We start from the raw sequence: 20,864 nt of genomic DNA on the forward strand, positions 1-20,864 counted from the left end.
CTTCCATAAACAAAATAAATTGGAGGAAATTTTGCATTTGGATACCAATATTTTAATGCACTTAAATGGCTCTTACTCTCTTTTCCTTAGAAGAAAGACCATCCAAAACATTTCTTGAAAGCTCATAATCTGCTTTTCTTTTTTTCACAACAGCAAAAAGAGAGTCTGCATTGATTATTCTGTTTTCAGTAAATCCTTTAATACCCGGAGAACCTTTTTGCATATATTCAATAAATGGATTTTGTTTTGATTTTTCCATTTTGTCAAATGCTTCCCAAAAATTCTTTGAATCTTTTGTTTCAAAAATTGCATCTAAAGGATTTTCCGAGAAATTACTTTGTCCAAAAATAAAATTAGAAAAAATAATAAAAAGTGTTGTAATAATAAGGTTTGACTTCATATATAATATTTAAAAATTAACAATACAGATTATTTCTGACCGGCTGTACTTTTAAAGTCGTTAATGGTCTTTCCATCTTATCGACAGACTCCACCTTCGGCGTTTTTAGAAAATCGAAACTATCCATTTCAGTAATTTTATTTTTTACTCTCTTTAATTTTTATGTTATGACCAATTAGTCATTTTTGGTAAGCTAAGATATAAAATATCTATTGATTATTAAAAACTACTTGTTTGAAAGCTTCCTTAAATCTTATAAAAAATGGTTCAAACAGTTTCGTAAGGACCACTAAAAAACTTCTTAAGAAATTAAGGAGTTTTTTTAGGCTTTATATTTTTTAAAGTTTTATTGTCAGGGGCACGGATTGCAAATCCGCGCTATCGGATCACTTCAAATTGTGAACTTCGTAGGATAAAATTCAAGCCTTTTAATAAAAGATTTAAGACTGTTGAGTGACTGTTATGGTGAATCCTAAAGATTTAAAATTAGCCTCTTTCCAGTAAAATTAGGCTCGCATTTTTTATATTGGTAATATTACATGAAATTCTGCACCAACATTTTCTTTTGCTTTAGAAAAAATAATACCATTATGATTTTCTACAATTTTTTTACCAATAGATAACCCAATTCCGTTACCAGTATACACTTCATTGTTGTGAAGTCTTTGAAACATAGTAAAGATCTTGTTTTCAAACTGTTTGTCGAAACCTATACCATTATCTTTAATAATTATTTCGCAGTAACCCAATTTTTGATCTAAAATTGGAAACTTTTTAATTTGAGTTAAAGTAAGTTCTCGTGAACTTATTTCTATTTTGCAAATTGAACCGTCATTTTTGCAAAACTTAAGAGAATTACTAATTAAGTTGTAAAAAAGTTGATTCATTTGCAGGGGAACAGCATTAATAAAAGGCAATTTATGGTGCTTAACTTCAATGCTTTTCTGCTCTATTAGCAACTCAAAATCAACAAGGATATTTTCAACAATCTTATTTAGATCCGTTTTTACAAATTGTTTGTCAGTATTATTAAGATGTGAATAAGCCAATAAATCTTTAATTAGCGTATTCATCCTTGTAGAGGATTTACTGATTTTTTCCAATAAAATCAGAGCTTCATCAGAAATTTTTTCTTCCATTCCTAACAATCTGCTGATAAACATTAATATCTTCCGTAAAGGTTCCTGCAAATCATGACTTGCTACGTATGCATATTCTTGTAGCTTGGCATTGGCAATATGTAGTTTTTTGACTGAGCTTTCAAGTTCAGTATTAGCATTTAGCAAATCTGCTGTACGTTCCAAAACCTTGGCCTCAAAGCCATCTGAAAGAACCTGTAGTTTTTTTTCAGCAATCCTTCTTTCTGTAATATCTTCAATAGCAAGCAGTATCAAATGTTTTTTACTTGTTTCATTTGTTACCTGCCTAACGTTTAACAGCATAATACTTTCACCGTAAGGCAAAAGATTTACATTCACTTGATAATCATCAATTTGAGATTTTTCTTTAAGTACCTTTTCAAGCATTTCACGCATCGGATTATTATCAAAAAGGTGATTTTGAATTTCATAAATAAGTTTACCGGTAGCCTCTTCTTTTGCAATATTATATTTTTTTGAGAATGCGCGGTTAATATTTTTAATTCTTAAATCGGTATCCAGCACCACTATAGGTTCTCTTAGTGTGGCTACAATAGCTTCAGTGTAATTTTTAGAAATATTAATCTCTTGCTGTTTATTTAAAAGTTCCTGATTAATCTGCAAAAGCTCTTCGTTACTCGACTGCAATTCTTCTTTAGAAGTCTCTAATTCTTCATTAAGGCTTTGCAGCTCTTCACTACCACTTAATAATTCTTCGTTAGCACTCTGCAGTTCTTCATTAGATGCCTCCTGATCCTCACTGATAGCATTAACATCATCGTGTATTTTTGCCAGTTCTTTTTCAAGTTGTGCAATTCTTCTTAAATTTACATTTTCAAACATCTCATCCACATTGAAATTGCCTGAGTCATTTTCTAGTTTACTAACAATGCTTTTATAAAACAGGACTAAAAAGTAAGGTTCGGAAGTATCCTTGAGTGGCTGCAATTCAATTGTAATTATACCAATAACTCCCTTACTTTTAATCTGTATGCCTTCTTTTTTTATAGGCAAACCAGTTTCTTTGACTTTATGCCAGGCATTACGAAGCTCAAAAGCAAGTCCTTCCCGAGCCATTTTCAGTAGATTAAAAGTTGGTTTTCCTATCGAAAGCTCAACAAATTCGGCAATAGATCCGTTTATATGGACAATATCCATTTGCTCATTCACAATTACGCTGGCCGGAGTATAGTTGGCGAGTAAAAGTGATTCAGCACTTTTTCTAAAATCTTCTTTTATAATTTCTTTTCTTTTTACAGCAGATTTGAGCGTTTTTAATTTCTCATTAACTCCTAAGCCCGAATGAACAAATTTTCCTAAGACATTTTTGCGAATATAAATTTTTCCAGATTTATCGAATGACTGAAAAAGTTCAGCAGCAGGAACTGCGGTTTCTGATTTTCCTAAAAGTAAAAATCCATTTTCTTTCAATGCATAATGAAATGTAGTCAGTGATTTTTTCTGCAACAAAGAATCCATATATATAAATACATTTCTGCAGGTTACTAAATCCATTTTGGCAAAAGGAGGATCGTTCAAAAAATTATGAACTGCGAAAACACATAAATCCCTAATTTGTCGTTTTATAGTATAACCATTGGTATTCGCTGTAAAATATTTGGAAAGGATATTTTCCGAAACATTACGCATTTGCGATTTCCTATAAAATCCAATTCTGGCTTTTTTAATAGCCACTTCTGAAATATCCGAAGCAAAAACCTGAATTTCCTTTCCTTGTAGATTATCCCCTAAAAATTCATGAAGAGCGATAGCTATTGTATAAGCTTCTTCACCAGTAGAACAGCCAGCAATCCAGATGCGTATCGTGTTGCCTTCCGTGATTCTCCCTGCTAATAATGGAAAAATTTTTTCTCTCATTATCTGGAAAATTTTAGTATCTCTAAAAAACTCAGTGACAGGTATAAGCAGATCGTTAAACAAATCTTCTGATGCTAATTTATCTCCTCTCAACAATTTAAGATAATCTTTAAGACTGACAATTTTGCTCAATGCCATTCGTCTTGCAATACGACGTCGCACGGTAGTTTGTTTGTAATAAGTAAAATCAACTCCGCTGTGATGGCGTAAAATTTTAATAATTTCCTCAAAAACCTCTTCATCGTTAGGATCATTTTCTTTACCAATACTATCTTTTGATTTAGAAAGACTGATCAATTTTTCTATCATTTTTGCCGGTGGCATTACATAATCAACGACTCCTTCATTAATTGCGTTTTGTGGCATTTCATTATGGGTAGCATCAAGATCCTGCGCAAAAGTAATACCTCCGTGTTTTTTGATGGCCCTTAATCCGATTGTTCCGTCAGAACCATTTCCTGAAAGCAAAACACCGTATGCTAAATCAAGATGGACTTCAGCCAATGAAGTAAAAAAAATATCTATTGCCTGATTTTTGGTGTTTTTTACACGGGGACTTAATTTTAGTACTCCATCAAAAGAGGTTAGCATTTTATTTTCCGGAATAACATAAATATTATTTGGAGCTAAATGAATATCATCTGTAATTTCATTAATGGGAATTTTGGCAACTCTCGCAAGAAGCTTAGTAAGCATACTGTCATGAAGCGGATGCAAATGCTGAACAACTACATAAGCCATTTCAGAATCGGCAGGAATAGCATCAATAAACTGGCTAAAGGCTTCTAATCCACCAGCTGAGGCTCCAATACCAACAATGGGAAAATCCTGGCGTGTAGCCTTTGGTAAAGTATTTGTGGGGATATACATGATTTCAATTATTAATTTGTGAGATGTGTATTAAGGAATATAAATTAATACAAAATAGTACTGGCAAAGCATTGCATGGTTTAAACTAAACTGTGATGATGAATGATTCAAATTCTAAGTGCTTTAACTTTTCTTTCCAATCCATTTCAATAACCTTTTTTAATAATTTCTTTAAATCATTAAAATCAGTAGGTTTTACAATATAAGCATTAGCACCTAATCCAAAGGTATTCTTGATACCATCTTCTGTAGCCGATGTTGAATAAATCGCAATTATGGGAATGTCCTTAAATTTAGCATCATCCCGAATTTGTTTTAAGCTTTCAAATCCTGACATTACAGGCATATTAAGATCTAAAAATATGATATCGGGAATATCGAGTTCTTTATTGTAAAGACGATTTAAAAGTTCTAAGCCGTTTTCACAAAATTCAACTGGAAAATTAAGATGGATATCTGCTACTGCATCAGCAAAAAATTCCCTGTCATCAGCAAGTTAGCAAAATCCTCATATTCTCTTTATTATTCATTATATATTAATGATTTACTTTCAAATGTACGCTTTAATAAATGGCAGGAGTTCAATTACAATACTTTTTTCTTCCCATTGTAATGTAAATTAAAGCTGAAATGGAAAGTTTAACTCAATTTGTGTTCGACAAAACCCTCATATTGAATTTGTTTTTTATATTCTATTGAAATGCATTAAAAGAATATGAAACTATAAGATAACTCCACAGCTAACTTAAGGAAGTGAGATGGCAACAATTATTGGCGATTTCCTTTCACGTAAAGTCAGTAAATAAATAATAAAGAGAATTCAAATCCTGCTATCTATTCAGAATTAGATTGCAGGATTTAACATACAAACACAGTTACTTACTTGATTATTAAAGTTGTATCTTTATAAAACTTCTCGTTAGTGTTGGGGAAAATTGGTAAAGTTTTTTAGATCTTAAGGAAAAATAGCCAACTCTTCGGGAAAAACTGTCTAACCCCAACGACAGAAATAAGTGGAGCTTTGTAGTGTTTTAGATAATTAAAATTTTAATAAAATGAAAAAAATAGCAATTAATGGTTTTGGCAGAATTGGCAGATCATCACTAAAAATAATTTTGGATACTCCAGATTTAGATGTGGTAGGAATTAATGATTTAATGACAATTGAAAATGCAGTTTACTTATTAAAGTACGATAGTATTTATGGCAAATACAATAGAAAAGTAACTTTTGAAGGAGATTTTATATTGATTGATAATCACAAAATAAGATATACGGCTATAAAAGATCCCGCTGAATTACCCTGGAAAGAGTTACAAGTCGATGTAGTAATAGAAAGTACAGGTTTTTTTACCAATAAAGCAGATGCTGAGAAACACTTAACCGCAGGATCTAAATTCGTTGTAATTTCCGGACCTACTAAAGACACTCCAACCGTTGTTCACGGAGTTAATACCGAAGATGGTAAAGTGGCCGTTTTTTCATGTGCAAGCTGTACCACCAATAACATAAGTCCAATTATTGAAATTTTAGGACGAAGAATAGGAATTAAAAAAGCTATTTTAAATACAACTCACGCTTATACAGCATCACAAACATTAGTTGATGCTCCGTCTAAAAGAGAGCCAAGAATGGGGCGAACAGCAGGAATGAATTTAGCTCCAGCCGCAACGGGTGCAGCGATTGCAACAACAAAAGCTTTGCCTCAATATTTAGGAAAATTTGATGGTGTCGCTGTGAGAGTTCCGGTTGCTGTCGGTTCTATATCTGATATTACTTTTGTGACAGAGAAACCAACTACAGTTGAAGAAATTAATTCGGTATTAATAGAAGAAGCAAAAACAGATCGTTATCATAAAGTAGTTGCTGTAACCGATGAACCTCTTGTTTCTACAGATATTATACAAAGCCCTTTTGCTGCCACTGTCGATTTAGAAATGACAAGAGTTGTAGATGGTGATTTGGTAAAAGTAATGGCATGGTACGACAATGAATGGGGATTTACCAACCAAATGATCAGACAGATTCAGGAATTATAAAATTCCACATCCTCCAGAAATGAGTTAAAAAAATCTAGAATCTCAAATTATGAATTACGCACAATTAGCCTTTACAGATAATATTAAAAAGATTCAGGAAGAAGCGGGAAGCAGGAATTCTTATGACAGAATGGAAAAAATGTCGGTTGTGGATGGATTGACAGGCAATGAAATCAACTTTATTGGTGACAGAGACAGTTTTTATATGGCCAGTTTTGGAGAAAATGAATATCCGTACATTCAGCATCGCGGTGGACCCTCCGGATTTATTAAAGTCATTGACAACAAAACAATTGGAATTGTTGATTTTGCAGGTAACAGACAATACATTTCAACAGGAAATATTTCTAAGAATGAAAAAGTAGCACTCATCATGGTTTCGTATCCGCAAAGAGCACGATTAAAAATCTATGCAAAGGCAAAAATTATAGAATTGAAAGACAACGAAGCATTATATAATTCCTTAAAACCCGAAGATTATAAATTCCGTCCGGAACGAATGCTTATTTTTGAAATTCAGGCGTATGACTGGAATTGCCCACAGCATATTACACCACGTTATTCAACAGAAGAAGTTGAGAAGGCGTTATTACCTCAAAAAAAATACATCAATGATCTGGAAAATAAAATAAAGGAACTTGAATTGAAATTATTAGCAAAATAAGCAAACATGAATATTGATATTTTGGCTTTTGGTGCACATCCCGATGATGTTAGATTTATTATTATAAAATAACAAACTCCATTCGCCGCACCGAATGGAGTTTTATTAATAAATTTAAATTAGTTTTTTACCATGGACTAACTTCGCTTTCATCTTCAATATCATTGCTATAAAACATACCTGTTGGCGCAGTATCATCTGTCACGGTGTGTTTTATGATAAAAGTTGCAGCACTTTCAACAGTGCCGGGTCCGCTGTGGTGATTGAAATCTGTGGACGTATAGCCAGGATCAATTGCATTTACTTTGAATGATAAATCCTTGAGCTCATAAGCCAATGTAATAGTGTAGGCATTTAGGGCAGCTTTTGAAGTTACATAACTTGTAGCTTTAAAATTGTAATATTTCCAGTTTGGATCGCTGTGTAAAGTCAAAGATCCTAAACCAGAAGTAATATTGCTGATTCTTGGAGCATCTGACTTTTTAAGCAATTCTAAAAATGCCTGCGTAACACTTATTACACCAAAAAAGTTGGTGTCAAATACATGTTGAATAGCTACAATTGATGCATTTGACGCATTCTGAGGAAATTCGCCACTGATACCAGCATTGTTTATCAGAATATCCAATTTTCCCTGCTCTTTATCAATTATTTTTCTTGCAGCTTCTATTGAAACAGGCTTTGTTACATCAATTTCAATTGCTTTGATGTTTTCGAATCCTTCTTTTTTTAATTCTTGTACCGTTGCATTACCTTTTTCAAGATCACGAGCTCCTAAATAAACGAATAATCCTTTTTTTGATAGCTGTTTTGTTATTTCTAATCCAATACTTCTATTAGCTCCTGTAATTAATGCTATTTTCATTTTTTTATTGTTTTAAATTATTGAAGCAAAGTTCTTCCATTTAAAAATAGAATCATTTGCCAAATGACAAAAAGCATTTTTAACGAATATTTTTTCTAATTCTGCTCAATGAAGATTGTGTAATACCCAAATAAGAGGCAATATAAGAAAGAGGAATGCGATTGACTGCATTAGGATAATTTTTCAGAAACATCAAATATTTTGTTGTAGCATCTTCTGAAACCAAGTGGCTTATTCTTTCTATTTTTTTTCTCATTGCCCTTGAAATAATTTTATTTACAATGGCTTCCCACGGAATAATGATTTCCAAAAGTTCTTTCCAGTCTTTTTTAGAAAAAACCAGCATTTTGCAGTTTGTAATTGCCTGTAAATAGGCATTTGAACAAATATCATTGTCAAAACTCTCCCAATCAACTACCATATTATTTTCATCAATGAAATATTTGGTAATTTCTTCTCCTTTGTTGTTGTAGTAACAAACTCTTACTATTCCCTCTAAAACAAAACCAACTTCCTGCCCAATTTTCCCTGCTTCAGAAAAATAGTCATCTTTTAGAAGGGTTTTCTCTGTTGCTTTTTTTGAAATTAAATCAAGTTGTTGTTGATTTAAGTTTCCGAACTGCAATATATATGCTATAAATTCTTTCATACACGCAAGTTAGGAATTATTGACATTGAAGAATTTGTCATATGACAAAAAACGTTTTTTATAATTACAGCGTCATTTTAGATAACTCATTCTCAAGCCTATCAAAATTCTCTTCATTTTTATCTACCACATATGGTCTAAGTTTTGCGCATTCTTCAGGAGTGTCAAAAACCATTCTGAAAACTATTTTTGTCTGATCATCAGCTATTTTTTCAAAAGTAGCAACGATGTTGAATAGAGGTTTAGAAATTCGAATCCAGGCGATTTCGCTTGGCTTTTCAATTTTTACAAATTCACATTCATTTTGAAAATTTCCTTTATCCGGAGCATGCATTACAAATTTCCATCTGCCGCCAGGTCTAAGGTCAAATTCTTCAAATGTATTGGTAAAACCTTTTGGTCCCCACCAGTTTTTTAGATGATTTGGATCTGTCCAGGCTTTAAAAACAAGTTCCTGAGAAAAGTTTACGACTCTCGAACTTACAATTTCGCAGTCAGGAGTTGAAGGGAAAGTTACTGTTGCCATTTTTTATTTCTTATTAAATTCTCTTTTAATAGTTAATTCCATTATCGGCATATATCTGTCTTTAATAGAAGTTTCAATTTCTCCCACTTTCACAAAACCTAATTTCGAATAAAATGATTCTGCATTGGGTTCTGAATTAAGTGTTATTTTATTTGCATTCGTTTTATCGATGTTCAATAAAAAGTGTTTCATTAATAGCCGACCTAATCCTTTTCCGATATATTCCGGGAGAACAAATAAATTATCCAGTTTTACAGTCTTCTCATCTTGATTAAAAAAGGAATAATAGCCCACAATCTGATCTTCAACAGATAATTTATAAACCATATTTGCATCTACATAACCCGAAGTGACCGTTAAAAATTCGGACCAAATTTCAATTTGTTCTTCTGAATATCCCCAAAATGCTTTTGATTTCTTCGTGATTTGGGTTAAAATCTGGTGATCGGTATTAATCGCTTTTTCTATGGACATTTCTTTTATAAAACTAAAAAATTGAACACTAAAAATAGATAAAAAAGTTCTTTTTAAAAAACTAAAGCTTTCTTAAATTGGTTTGAATGCATATTTAGTTGTTGTAAATTAGCTACATACGATAATTTTTAAATATAAAAACCATGAAAAATAGAATCCTAACAGTCGTTTTATTACTAGGTTTTGTAATATCGACAAAAGCACAGAAAAAAATTGAAACTACTGAATTGCCTAAACCAGCACAGGAATTTCTTCAAAAATACTTTAGCAATACCACAGTTGATATTGCTAAAAAAGATGCTGAACACGGTGAAAAAGGATATGAGGTAAAACTAAAAGATGGAACTGAGGTTGAATTTTGGAAAGACGGATCGTATCGCGAAGTTGATGGTGATGATAAACCAATTCCAACCGAGTTTATTCCAGCGTCTGTCAAAGATTATGTGACCAAAAATTATCCGAATGAAAAAATAACGCATATCGATTATGGTCACAAAGATCTCGACGTCGATTTAACGAATGACATTGATCTTGAATTTACTAAAGAAGGTAAAATTTTAAAAGATAAAAATAAAGACGTCAAGTAATTTTAGAAAAAGAGAAGCCTCCAAAATCAATGAATTTGGAGGCTTTTTTTTTGAGTTTTTAGTATAAACTTTTCACAAGTGTATAATCTTTATACATCGCAATTTTAGCTTATAATCGTTAATCAACTCATTGTCAGTATAAAATGATAATGGCATGAGGCTTGTAAAATGGGATATAGTCATATTTTTTCGAATATATATTTATCATTTTTTGACATTAATTAATATTCAAAAGGAATGCCAATTTAATAAAAGCCATTAAGAAACAGCAATTGCCATTATGAAAAGCGAAACAATTATTCAGGAACAATTTTACACTTCAAACAATATTAGTGTCAAAAATGAACTTTCAATTAACAATTCCATTTTTAATATTAAAAATCAATCTTTAAACAAAGATTTAAAGAAAAACGCAAACTTATTACCTTTTATTGTGCTTATTGGCACTTTTGCATTAATGCTTGCGGGGTCATTTTTAGTTTATAAATTACAATCAGACTTTGATCAGTTTCACATAGAAAGAATAAACTCTTCGTGGGGTCTGCCTTTTTTAATTTTAACTGCAGCGTTATTCTTTTTTCAAACAGGTTCATTTCTATATAATTTATACCTGTATTTTAAATATAAGCCGATTGAATCCGTTTCAGATGAATTGTTACCAACTTGTACTGTAATTGTACCGGCATACAATGAAGGTAAATTAGTGTGGGAAACTTTATTAAGTCTTGCCAACAGCGATTTCCCGGAACAAAAACTACAAATTCTTGCCATTGATGATGGAAGTAAAGACGATACCTGGTACTGGATGCAACAGGCAAAAATTAAATTAGGAGATCGATTATCAATTTACCAACAACCAGAGAACAAAGGAAAACGTCATGCTTTACACCGTGGATTTGAACTTGGTACAGGAGAAATTTTCGTAACCGTTGATAGTGATTCAATTGTAAAGAAAGATACTTTAAGAAATCTTGTAAGTCCGTTTGTTGTTGATGAAAAATGTGGCGCCGTTGCCGGAAATGTTCACGTTTTGAATAATAAAAAAGCTTTGTTGCCTAAAATGCTAAATGTAAGTTTCGTAATGAGTTTTGAATTCATGCGTTCTGCAGAAAGTATGCTAGGTTCTGTTCTTTGTACTCCCGGTGCAGCAGCAGCATATCGACGTGATGCTGTATTTAATTGTCTCCCAGAATGGATTGACCAAACTTTTATGGGACAGCCGTCAGACATTGGAGAAGACCGCGCTATGACCAATATGATTTTGAAACAAGGATTCCATGTTTTGTTCCAGAGAAACGCAGTGGTTCTTACAAATGTTCCGGAAGAATATGTTGGACTGTACAAAATGTTTATCAGATGGGGCAGAAGCAATGTACGTGAGAATATCATGATGGCAAAATACGTTTTCAAGGATTTTAGAAAAGAGTCTAAATTTGGTGCACGTCTTTTATTTTTAAATCAATCGTTAAAGATTGTTATGGCGTATCCGTTCTTGTTTTTTATGCTGTTTTTTATAGCAATACATCCGGTGTTATTCTTTAGCTCAACACTTTTAAGTATTTTAATAGTATCAAGTTTTTCTGTATTGTTTTATGCAAAAAGATACAGCATATCTGAAGCTTTCTGGGCATATTCATACAGTATTTTTTATACTTTCAGTTTATTTTGGATTACGCCGTATGCTATTGCAACAGCCAATAAAAGAGGCTGGTTAACGAGAGGTTTATCGGAAGTAAAATAAAGATTTTTGTACATCAAAACGCCGCAAAATTATCTATTTTGCGGCGTTTTAGTTTATAGATTTAATGTCTTGAAATTATGTTTTATGAAGCGCAAAAGAAATATACTCACCATGAGCTGAAATGCCTTTGTCTGTAGCGACAAAACCTCTTTTTTTATAAAACTCAATAGCCCTGATATTCTTTTCTAAACATTTTAATGTAATTGGAGTTTTCATTATCTGAATGGCTTCTTCCAATAGTTTTGTTCCAATTTTATGCTGCTGAAATTCATCATCAATATAAAAATGATGAATGAAATTTCCCGGAAGCCATAACGAAATAAATCCGACAACTTTATTATCAAACACGGCAACCAGAACAAATTCACCCTGTGTTTCATGATCAAAATCTATAAGATTATAATTTTGAGTATCCAGCCAATAAAATGTCTTTTGGCGGACTTCCAGAAATATTCTTTGTAAATCGGCTATGTGATTTTTATTTTTTTCAACGATTCGAAGCATCTTTTTGATTTAAAATCATGCAACTCAAATTTACAATAAAAATGAGGCTTATTTACGTCTTAAGTTTACAAAATGTATCACTTTTAAATATAAAAAAAACTCCTAAAACCAAGGTTAGTTAGGAGCTAATATGTTTTTTTTTGGTTTTATTGTTTATTTAAAATTGGTGTACAAAGAAATTTCTGCTTATATTTTCTTAAATGTTAATTTCATTTCTCTGCTATCCAATATCAATTGATCATCTGTAATAGAGCTTTCACACGGATATGGAGTTCCTGTTTCATCTTTAATTACTAAACTTTTTCCTTTTTTTGTTAAGGCATAAGTTCCATCGGTGATTTCACTCTGTAAATATCCTGTTACATGGCCATCTTCTGTAAACGTGAGCATTCCATTTTTTAAAATCGCAGTTTTAGCAGAATCTGACAGTGGCATTTTAGGTTCTACGGCAGTAATCTTCCAGGAATTAACCAATTTGTTTCTCTTGTTATGACATGAAATCATAAATAATGTCAACAATGCAATTCCGAGGATAAATAATTTAGACTTTTTCATGGTTTTGAGATTAAAAATTAAACATGAAAAGTTACAAAAAAAATATATTCGTTTTATGTTTTTCTAGGAAAATATCTAATAATTAGTCTCTTACGATTAAAAAAAAATCTTTTTAATTTTCTTTTAAAGAGCGAAACCTAGTTCAGCGTAAGAGCTCCAAGAATCTCTTCATATAAAAATGGCCCACCCGGATAAGTCGCCGTATAATCGAGATTCATCCAGACCTGACCACGGTCGTCAATATGATAATGAATTCTTTTACCATAACTTTCCTTTACAAAAAGTACATTTTTTATAAGGTAATTGACTTTTTCCAGATCAATTAAGGAACCAATTAAAATTTCAGGGTAAATGTGTCCTTTTGTATGAATAAGTCTTGGTGTACCTCCAATAGAACGTATTGCAGCAGCCATTAAAATAGAATGATCATCACAATCTCCTGAAAAATAAGCCAATGATTCGCTTGCAGTAGCAATATAATCACCTTCCTTTGGATCATTTACATAATTCCAACGACTATTGATCTCTTTAAAGACGGCAAAACACTGAATTATAGTTCTGTAATCTGAATATCCTTTAACTCCTTTAAAATGCTTTGTCGTAGCCATAATAGCAAAATTACGAACCTTCGGATTTTGATATTCTATTGCATTGATGATTTTTGATTTGTTGGGGAACGGAAGTAGTTTTGCTGCAATAATATCTTGTGGAAAAGGATTATCAGACATGGTATAAATCATCGAATTATAATCTTCCGAAATTTCATTGAAACCATAATTCCCGATAACACTTCCGTAAAACAAAACCAATAAATACAAGGCTACACAAAGAATAATGATGGTTCGAAGCAACATCAAAAAAAAGAAAATAGCCGCAAAAACCAATATAAAAATAAAAACACGATCTAAATTGAAAGGCCATTTCAGATCAATTAAATTTTGATGCAGAATGATGAATACCGGAATGGTAATTAAAAGACTCAACAGCATAATAATAATCCTATCCCAGGGCGATTTCACCTGTAATTTGGATTTTAATTGCGGAAAGTCGATTTTAGGGAATTTCATCATAAGAATCAAAAGCAGTTTTTTACAGCGCTTTTACCGTTTCAACAAAAGTACTTTTTTTATCAATAATTCCCAGATCAAATAATTGATTTTGAATTTTATCAAATGCTTTTTCACTTAAATGTTTTTGAGACCATTGTGTTAACTTTAGCCATTCCTGAATATCTTCGATTTTTTGATTGAAAAGATCTGCCAAAGTTTTATCAATATCCGGAATCTGTGTAAAATCATGCGTTGTTTTGTTAATGATTTCAAGGATTTTCTCCACTACTTTTGGGTTCTTTTTCAAAAACTCATCACGAACCGTTATCACAAAAGAGGGCCAGGGAGTAGGGCAGTCGCCTACACGTCTAAAAATGCCTTTATCAACAAGTGGTTTTGTCATAAAACGTTCCCACATAAAATAATCAGCAGTTCCGTTTGTCAAAGCTTCAACAGCGCCATCAATGGTATTTATAATTGCAAATTGCAAATTTTCTGTTTCCCAGCCTTGTTCATGTGCATTTACATATGCCATTAACTGCGAACCTGAACCTAATCTGGAAATGGCTACTTTTTTGTTTTCAAGGTCTTTAACCGTATTAAAATTTGATTTTGCTGCAACGTGAATTCCCCAAATCAAAGGAGATTGCACATAAATCTGAACAATTTTACTTGGGTTTCCCGCTACAATATCTTTTACAATTCCTTCTGTCAAAATAACGGCAATATCGGCTTCACCATCTCGCAACATTTGGCACATTTTGCCTGTACCTTCAGGAATATTCTTCCATTGTAAATCAATATTTTCTGCTTCAAATTCGCCATTTTCAATGCATAGGTGCCATGGCAAATTAAAGTGCTCAGGAACACCTACAATTTTTACAGTTTTCATTAGTTTAAGTTTAAGTTGGGTTGTTTGGTATGCGTATTTTAAGTTTGTTTGTTGTCTAATTTTTTAATAAATCTGCTCTGTGTTTTTCAGAAAGACAAGGCTCTGCAAAATCTATTACCTCAAGTTCTACATATTCATTTAAAATACTTTTTACAACAAAATAATCAACTTCACGAGTTATTTCGACAGCAAAAAGAGTTTCGTTCATACCTTCAGATTCGCAATTAATTTCTTTGAGTTTCTCTCTAATAATTTCCTTGTCAAAATCTTTTTCTAAAATTACAACCTGAACAATTGAGTTTCCTGAAATTTCAATAGTTTCTCTATAAACCAGTTTTTGTTCCTCTTCATCAAATTCTGCAAAGAAAATGTCATCTGTTGCAATTAAAGGTCCAAAAAAAGGAATATTATCTAATTTAAAATATCCTTTTTCTAAATCGATAATTTCAGCCCACATGGTTTCTACAACCGTATCTTCTAGTAAATCACTATAATATCTAAATAGGATTTTTTTGTGCGTTTCTGCCATTATTTAATATATACTTATTTTTCAGCCACTCTACTATTTTTTTAGTGACAGCTTAATTATCTAATTTTCTAATTGACTAATTAATTTCGTCAATTATTGCTTTTAATGGTGATATAACAATTCGGTAACCATCAGGATCCTGAAACATTTTGCCATTTTCATTCCAAAACGGATTAATTGCAGTTATTATTGAAATATTGTTACGTATGAGCTTATTCTCCAATTCATTATAATCTAAAATTGTCTTCGGATAAAGTACAATAACATCTTCTTCATCAAAAGTATGTTTTGCTTTTGAATTTGATTGTGTAAATTCAAAATGCCAGTCCAAACCCGATTTCCCAATAAAAACGCCATCGTAATTATTGTGATTCTGAAAACCTCCTAATCGTTCAAAACCGAGAATATCCACATAAAAATTTTCAATTCTCTCTAAATCATTCGTATGTCGGGCCACTCTTAAAAACATAATCTATGATCTAATTTGATTAATATGATGTTCTAAATGTTCAACGTAATCCGTCATCAGAAATCTTAAATCAATAACAGATTCATCGCTTAAGATAATTTTATAATCTAAAGCTTCTTCATCAACAGACTTCATAATTCGTAAGATTTGTTTATTTAACGAAAACCATAATTGCGTCAGTTCATTAATTTCTTTTGCCTGATACTGATTTAAATTTACTAAATCAATTTGATTATAAGGCCTGTGACGATATGGTTTTTCGAGATAATTAATTTCTGTAAAACGAATTAAATTGTGAGTGGCAGAATCAACTAAATGTCCCAAAACTTCTTTTTTAGACCATTTTCCTGGTTTTCTTTCTTCTAAAATAATCGGATCAATTATCGGAAAATAATTGACATTTTCATTTAATAATCTCTCAAATGTAAGAATAGCGTTTTGCATGAATTATCTAATTTTCTAATGGATAAATTTTCTAATTATTTCTCAGCCAGTTTATTCAATGTATAAGCAATTAGCTCATCAACTGCTTTATAAGGATCTTCACTAAAAGTTCCTGAAGCACGATTGGCAATAATAGCATTTAAAGATAATGCATTATGACCTAAAAGTGCCGAAAGCCCATAAATGGCTGCTGTTTCCATTTCTAAATTGGTGATTCGATTATCATCAAAATTAAAATTATCCATTTTATTGTTTAATGCTGAATCCTGAATATCTAAACGTAATACACGCCCTTGTGGACCATAAAATCCACCAGCAGTTGCTGTAATCCCTTTGAATATTTTATCAGATTCAATAATTTTTTCTAATGCTTCAGAACACGAAATCGCATAAGGTCTTCCTTTTCGGATATCCCAATTGGTATGCATTATAAAAGCATCTTCAAGAGCATCTTGTGAAACATCATCAATCAAATAGGAGCGGAGCATATTGTCCAACCCCAATCCGATTTTAGACATTACAAAACTATCCACAGGAATGTCAGCGTGTAAAGAACCCGAAGTTCCAATTCTGATGATATTCAAAGAAGTCAAATTTTCTTTGGGCTGACGCGTTTCTAAATCAATGTTTACTAAAGCATCCAGTTCATTCAAAACAATATCAATATTGTCCGGCCCAATTCCGGTTGACATTACCGAAATTCGTTTTCCTTTATAAGTTCCAGTTTGGGTTTTAAATTCTCTTTTTTGTGTTGAAAATTCAATGGTATCAAAAAACTGAGTAATTTTTTCTACTCTATTCTGATCTCCTACAAAAATTATATCGTGTGCAATATGTTCAGGACGAAGGTTTAAGTGGTAAACACTTCCGTCTGGATTTAGTATTAATTCTGATTGTTTTATCATTTTTTTTGAGGTGCTAAGGTTCTGAGGTACAAAGGGACAAAGTTTTTTTAACTTCATGAACAACTTGAAACTTGAAACATGAAACTAAAAAAACTTTTTTACCCTCCAACTCTTTTTGTTTTAAAGCCTTTTTCTTTTAAAATGGCCATGATTTTGTCACGATAATCTCCTTGGATAATGATCGAATCATCTTTAAAGGTTCCACCAACGCTTAGTTTGGTTTTAATTTCTTTGGCCAGAATTTTAAAATCTTCATCAGATCCTTCGTAGCCTTCAATTATAGTGGTTGCCTTTCCTTTTCGCTTTTCAAATTTGCAGATCATAGGCTCTTTTTGAACATAGAGAACGTGTTCTTGCTCCTGAATTTCCTCAGGTTCATTTGATTCAACGTGATCAGGAAATAAATTTTTTAATTGATCTTGTAAGTCCATAATTTTTTTTATTCTAAAAAATAACCTCCAATAAATATAGTTCATAAAAATCAAATTCCAAACTCCAAGTTGAATTGGAATTTGGAATTTTAATATTGAGATTTAATAAGTTTACTTTTTAATTAAACCTAGATCTACTAAACGTTCGTATAAATAATCACCTGCTGTGATGTCTTCAAATTTCTTAGGATTTTCAGCATCAATACAATTTTCTAGACAATCTAAGCGCATATCGCTTACAGGATGCATGAAAAACGGCACAGAAAAACGAGATGTTCCCCATAATTCTCTTGGCGGATTTACAACCTGGTGAATCGTTGATTTTAGTTTGTTATTGGTATGTCTTGATAACATATCTCCAACATTAATCACTAATTCATCATCTGCTGCGATAGCGTCAATCCATTCTCCGTCATGATTTTGAACCTGAAGCCCTTTTCCCTGAGCACCCATTAAAAGTGTAATCAGGTTGATATCACCGTGAGCCGCTGCACGAATAGCATTTTCTGGCTCAGAAGTAATTGGAGGATAATGAATTGGTCTTAAAATTGAGTTTCCTTCTTTAGCATATTGATCAAAATAAAACTCGTCTAAACCTAAATGTAAAGCCAAAGCTCTCAACACATAAACGCCTGTTTTTTCAAGCATTTGATACGCTTCTTTACCTACGATATTAAAACGTGGTAATTCTTTAACTTCAACATTTTCAGGATATTCTGAAGCATATTTTGAATCTTTGTCAACATACTGACCAAAATGCCAAAATTCTTTCAAATCGCCCTCTTTGCGTCCTTTAGCATGTTCTTTTCCAAAAGATACATAACCTCTTTGTCCGCCAATACCGGGAATTTCATAATTATGCTTAGTTTCTACTGGCAAAGCGAAAAATTTTCTAATTTCGCTATAAAGCTCGTTTACTAACTGGTCGTCCAGAAAATGACCTTTTAGGGCTACGAAGCCAATGTTTTCAAATGCACTGCCGATTTCATTTACAAATTTTTGTTTACGTTTCGGGTCGTCCGAAAGGAAATCACGTAAGTCTACACTAGGAATGTTTTGCATACTTTACATTTTTTATTTAAGATGAAAGGTGTCGAAAAACCTTTCAATAACAAAGGTAGAGAATATTTTAGAATTGAATTTTAAAAGTTATAATAAAATTAAAAATATATAACAAAAATGAATAAAATTGTTATATTTTTCTATATTTGAAACACAAAAAAACCAAACAACCCTATGATCTTTTACAGACAAAACCTTACTGATGCAAAATTACTGGAATTATACAAAAGAATCCTAAAACCTCGTTTAATCGAAGAAAAGATGTTAATCCTGATTCGTCAGGGAAAAGTATCCAAATGGTTTTCCGGAATAGGGCAGGAAGCCATTGCAGTAGGGGTTACATCTGTCTTAGATGAATCAGAATATGTATTGCCAATGCACCGGAATTTGGGTGTTTTTACTACACGTGATATTCCTTTGCATCGATTATTTTCGCAATGGCAGGGAAAAGCGAATGGTTTTACAAAAGGAAGAGACCGCAGTTTTCACTTTGGAACTCAGGAATATAAAATTATTGGAATGATTTCGCATTTGGGTCCGCAATTAGGAATTGCTGACGGAATTGCATTAGCCGATAAGCTTCAGAATAATAAAAAAATAACAGCCGTTTTTACTGGCGAAGGTGCTACCAGCGAAGGAGATTTCCATGAAGCATTGAATATTGCTGCCGTTTGGAAATTGCCTGTAATGTTCATAATTGAAAATAATGGTTACGGACTATCAACACCTACAAACGAACAATATTTATGTGCGAATCTGGCTGACAAGGGAATTGGTTACGGCATTGAGAGTCATATTATTGACGGAAATAATATTTTGGAAGTTTACAACAAGCTTTCGGAGTTAAAAGAACAAATGCAAAATGATCCGCATCCGGTTTTATTAGAATTTAAAACCTTTAGAATGCGTGGGCATGAAGAGGCGAGTGGTACAAAATATGTTCCACAAGAATTAATGAACGAATGGGCTGAAAAAGATCCCGTTACAAATTATAGAAAATTTTTAACGGAAACCGGGGTTTTAACAGCTGAATTTGACGAACAACTTCACAATGAAATCAAACAGGAAATCGATGAAAATTTAGCCATTGCAAATGCTGAACCTGAAATTGTTCCAACTTACAGTGGAGAATTAGATGATGTTTATAAACCTTTTATTTATGAAGAAGTTACTCATTCTGAAGAAACTAAAAATATTCGGTTTATAGATGCAATCAGAAACAGTTTGGAGCAATCGATGCAAAATCATAGAAACCTGATTATTATGGGGCAGGATATTGCAGAATATGGAGGTGCTTTTAAAATAACAGATGGGTTTGTAGAATTTTTTGGAAAAGACAGAGTTCGTAATACTCCAATTTGTGAAAGTGCCGTGGTTTCAACTGGAATGGGATTATCTATTAATGGATACAAAGCGATTGTCGAAATGCAATTTGCTGATTTTGTTTCAACAGGCTTTAATCCGATTGTAAATTTATTGGCAAAATCACATTACCGTTGGGGCGAAAAAGCTGATGTTGTGGTTCGTATGCCTTGCGGTGGCGGTACACAAGCAGGCCCTTTTCACTCACAAACAAACGAAGCCTGGTTTACTAAAACGCCTGGTTTAAAAGTAGTTTATCCGGCCTTTCCATATGATGCAAAAGGTTTATTAAATACTTCGATTAATGATCCGAATCCGGTCTTATTTTTTGAACATAAACAATTGTACAGAAGCGTTTATCAGGATGTTCCAACAGATTATTATACTATACCACTTGGAAAAGCAGCTGTTTTAAAAGAAGGAAATACGGTTACGATTATTGCTTTTGGGGCTCCTGTTCATTGGGCTTTGGAAACCTTAGCCAAAAATCCTGAAATTGATGCGGATTTAATTGATTTAAGAACACTTCAGCCCTTAGATACTGAAACTATTTTTGCTTCAGTAAGAAAAACAGGAAAAGTAATTATTTATCAGGAAGATACCCTTTTTGGCGGAATTGCCAGCGATATTTCTGCTTTAATCATGGAAGAGTGCTTTGAATATCTGGATGCTCCTGTAAAAAGAGTGGCCAGTTTAGATTCGCCAATTCCGTTTACAAAAGCATTAGAAGATCAATTCTTACCGAAAAATCGTTTTGAAGAGGTTTTATTTGACTTGTTAAAATATTAATTGAGAAACAGTTTGCTTTACGTGATGACATTCTTTCTATC

22 protein-coding genes are annotated in these 20,864 nt (G+C 32.4%); 5 read left to right on the top strand and 17 right to left on the bottom strand.

The window, feature by feature from the left end:
* Nucleotides 1–61: 61 nt before the first annotated feature.
* The 3 genes from ASC72_RS24245 to ASC72_RS12665 all read right to left on the bottom strand — a co-directional run bounded on the left by ASC72_RS24245 (nt 62) and on the right by ASC72_RS12665 (nt 4,741).
* Nucleotides 62–400 carry a hypothetical protein gene (locus ASC72_RS24245; RefSeq protein ID WP_198528494.1) on the bottom strand — a complete coding sequence of 113 codons (339 nt, stop codon included), beginning with the start codon at nt 398–400 and terminating at the stop codon, nt 62–64.
* Between the two features lie 521 nt (nt 401–921).
* A complete protein-coding gene (locus ASC72_RS12660; RefSeq protein ID WP_056191240.1) occupies nt 922–4,287 on the bottom strand; it encodes a CheR family methyltransferase in 3,366 nt (1,121 codons plus the stop codon).
* Between the two features lie 85 nt (nt 4,288–4,372).
* A complete protein-coding gene (locus ASC72_RS12665) occupies nt 4,373–4,741 on the bottom strand; it encodes a response regulator (protein WP_082564300.1) in 369 nt (122 codons plus the stop codon).
* 601 nt (nt 4,742–5,342) lie between these two features.
* Here ASC72_RS12665 and ASC72_RS12670 point away from each other — a divergent pair.
* Nucleotides 5,343–6,326, top strand: coding sequence for a type I glyceraldehyde-3-phosphate dehydrogenase (locus tag ASC72_RS12670; RefSeq protein WP_056191244.1), 984 nt, complete (start codon nt 5,343–5,345; stop codon nt 6,324–6,326).
* A 49-nt stretch (nt 6,327–6,375) separates the two neighbouring features.
* Complete coding sequence (locus ASC72_RS12675; protein WP_056191246.1) at nt 6,376–6,990, top strand: pyridoxamine 5'-phosphate oxidase family protein; 615 nt, start codon at nt 6,376–6,378, stop codon at nt 6,988–6,990.
* Nucleotides 6,991–7,117: 127 nt separating this feature from the next.
* On the opposite strand, the gene ASC72_RS12680 is transcribed toward ASC72_RS12675, so the two are convergent.
* The 4 genes from ASC72_RS12680 to ASC72_RS12695 all read right to left on the bottom strand — a co-directional run bounded on the left by ASC72_RS12680 (nt 7,118) and on the right by ASC72_RS12695 (nt 9,504).
* On the bottom strand, nt 7,118–7,855 hold the full coding sequence (locus tag ASC72_RS12680; RefSeq protein WP_056191248.1) for an SDR family oxidoreductase: 738 nt from the start codon (nt 7,853–7,855) through the stop codon (nt 7,118–7,120).
* Nucleotides 7,856–7,934: 79 nt separating this feature from the next.
* Nucleotides 7,935–8,504, bottom strand: a complete 570-nt coding sequence (locus ASC72_RS12685; RefSeq protein WP_056191250.1) for a Crp/Fnr family transcriptional regulator — start codon at nt 8,502–8,504, stop codon at nt 7,935–7,937.
* Nucleotides 8,505–8,568: 64 nt separating this feature from the next.
* Nucleotides 8,569–9,030, bottom strand: coding sequence for an SRPBCC family protein (locus tag ASC72_RS12690; protein ID WP_056191251.1), 462 nt, complete (start codon nt 9,028–9,030; stop codon nt 8,569–8,571).
* A 3-nt stretch (nt 9,031–9,033) separates the two neighbouring features.
* On the bottom strand, nt 9,034–9,504 hold the full coding sequence (locus tag ASC72_RS12695; RefSeq protein ID WP_056191254.1) for a GNAT family N-acetyltransferase: 471 nt from the start codon (nt 9,502–9,504) through the stop codon (nt 9,034–9,036).
* A 143-nt stretch (nt 9,505–9,647) separates the two neighbouring features.
* Between ASC72_RS12695 and ASC72_RS12700 the strand changes: the two genes are divergently transcribed.
* A complete protein-coding gene (locus ASC72_RS12700) occupies nt 9,648–10,091 on the top strand; it encodes a PepSY-like domain-containing protein (protein WP_056191256.1) in 444 nt (147 codons plus the stop codon).
* Nucleotides 10,092–10,371: 280 nt separating this feature from the next.
* Entirely contained in the window at nt 10,372–11,832 is a 1,461-nt protein-coding gene (locus tag ASC72_RS12705; protein ID WP_056191258.1) for a glycosyltransferase family 2 protein, read from the top strand.
* Between the two features lie 75 nt (nt 11,833–11,907).
* Here ASC72_RS12705 and ASC72_RS12710 read toward each other — a convergent pair whose 3' ends face one another.
* The 10 genes from ASC72_RS12710 to ASC72_RS12755 form a co-directional block, all read right to left on the bottom strand.
* Nucleotides 11,908–12,336, bottom strand: coding sequence for a GNAT family N-acetyltransferase (locus tag ASC72_RS12710; protein WP_056191260.1), 429 nt, complete (start codon nt 12,334–12,336; stop codon nt 11,908–11,910).
* A gap of 186 nt (nt 12,337–12,522) precedes the next feature.
* Entirely contained in the window at nt 12,523–12,891 is a 369-nt protein-coding gene (locus tag ASC72_RS12715; protein ID WP_056191262.1) for a hypothetical protein, read from the bottom strand.
* 137 nt (nt 12,892–13,028) lie between these two features.
* On the bottom strand, nt 13,029–13,961 hold the full coding sequence (locus ASC72_RS12720) for a hypothetical protein (protein WP_056191263.1): 933 nt from the start codon (nt 13,959–13,961) through the stop codon (nt 13,029–13,031).
* Nucleotides 13,962–13,980: 19 nt separating this feature from the next.
* Nucleotides 13,981–14,832 carry a substrate-binding domain-containing protein gene (locus ASC72_RS12725; RefSeq protein WP_056191265.1) on the bottom strand — a complete coding sequence of 284 codons (852 nt, stop codon included), beginning with the start codon at nt 14,830–14,832 and terminating at the stop codon, nt 13,981–13,983.
* Nucleotides 14,833–14,887: 55 nt separating this feature from the next.
* Nucleotides 14,888–15,361, bottom strand: coding sequence for a DUF4265 domain-containing protein (locus ASC72_RS12730; RefSeq protein ID WP_056191266.1), 474 nt, complete (start codon nt 15,359–15,361; stop codon nt 14,888–14,890).
* 76 nt (nt 15,362–15,437) lie between these two features.
* A complete protein-coding gene (locus ASC72_RS12735) occupies nt 15,438–15,830 on the bottom strand; it encodes a VOC family protein (RefSeq protein WP_056191267.1) in 393 nt (130 codons plus the stop codon).
* Between the two features lie 3 nt (nt 15,831–15,833).
* The gene (locus tag ASC72_RS12740) at nt 15,834–16,274 is read right to left on the bottom strand and encodes a DinB family protein (RefSeq protein WP_056191268.1); all 441 of its coding nucleotides are present in this window, start codon (nt 16,272–16,274) and stop codon (nt 15,834–15,836) included.
* Nucleotides 16,275–16,309: 35 nt separating this feature from the next.
* Nucleotides 16,310–17,179 (bottom strand): nucleoside phosphorylase, encoded by an 870-nt coding sequence (locus ASC72_RS12745; RefSeq protein ID WP_056191270.1) that lies wholly within the window; start codon nt 17,177–17,179, stop codon nt 16,310–16,312.
* Between the two features lie 98 nt (nt 17,180–17,277).
* A complete protein-coding gene (locus tag ASC72_RS12750) occupies nt 17,278–17,610 on the bottom strand; it encodes a translation initiation factor (RefSeq protein WP_056191272.1) in 333 nt (110 codons plus the stop codon).
* 111 nt (nt 17,611–17,721) lie between these two features.
* Nucleotides 17,722–18,672 (bottom strand): isopenicillin N synthase family oxygenase, encoded by a 951-nt coding sequence (locus tag ASC72_RS12755; RefSeq protein WP_056191274.1) that lies wholly within the window; start codon nt 18,670–18,672, stop codon nt 17,722–17,724.
* Between the two features lie 174 nt (nt 18,673–18,846).
* On the opposite strand from ASC72_RS12755, the gene ASC72_RS12760 reads away from it, so the two are divergent.
* Nucleotides 18,847–20,823 (top strand): thiamine pyrophosphate-dependent enzyme, encoded by a 1,977-nt coding sequence (locus tag ASC72_RS12760; RefSeq protein WP_056191275.1) that lies wholly within the window; start codon nt 18,847–18,849, stop codon nt 20,821–20,823.
* The last annotated feature ends 41 nt before the right edge of the window (nt 20,824–20,864 follow it).

Source organism: Flavobacterium sp. Root420 (genome assembly GCF_001427905.1).
In the GTDB taxonomy this organism is placed as follows: domain Bacteria; phylum Bacteroidota; class Bacteroidia; order Flavobacteriales; family Flavobacteriaceae; genus Flavobacterium.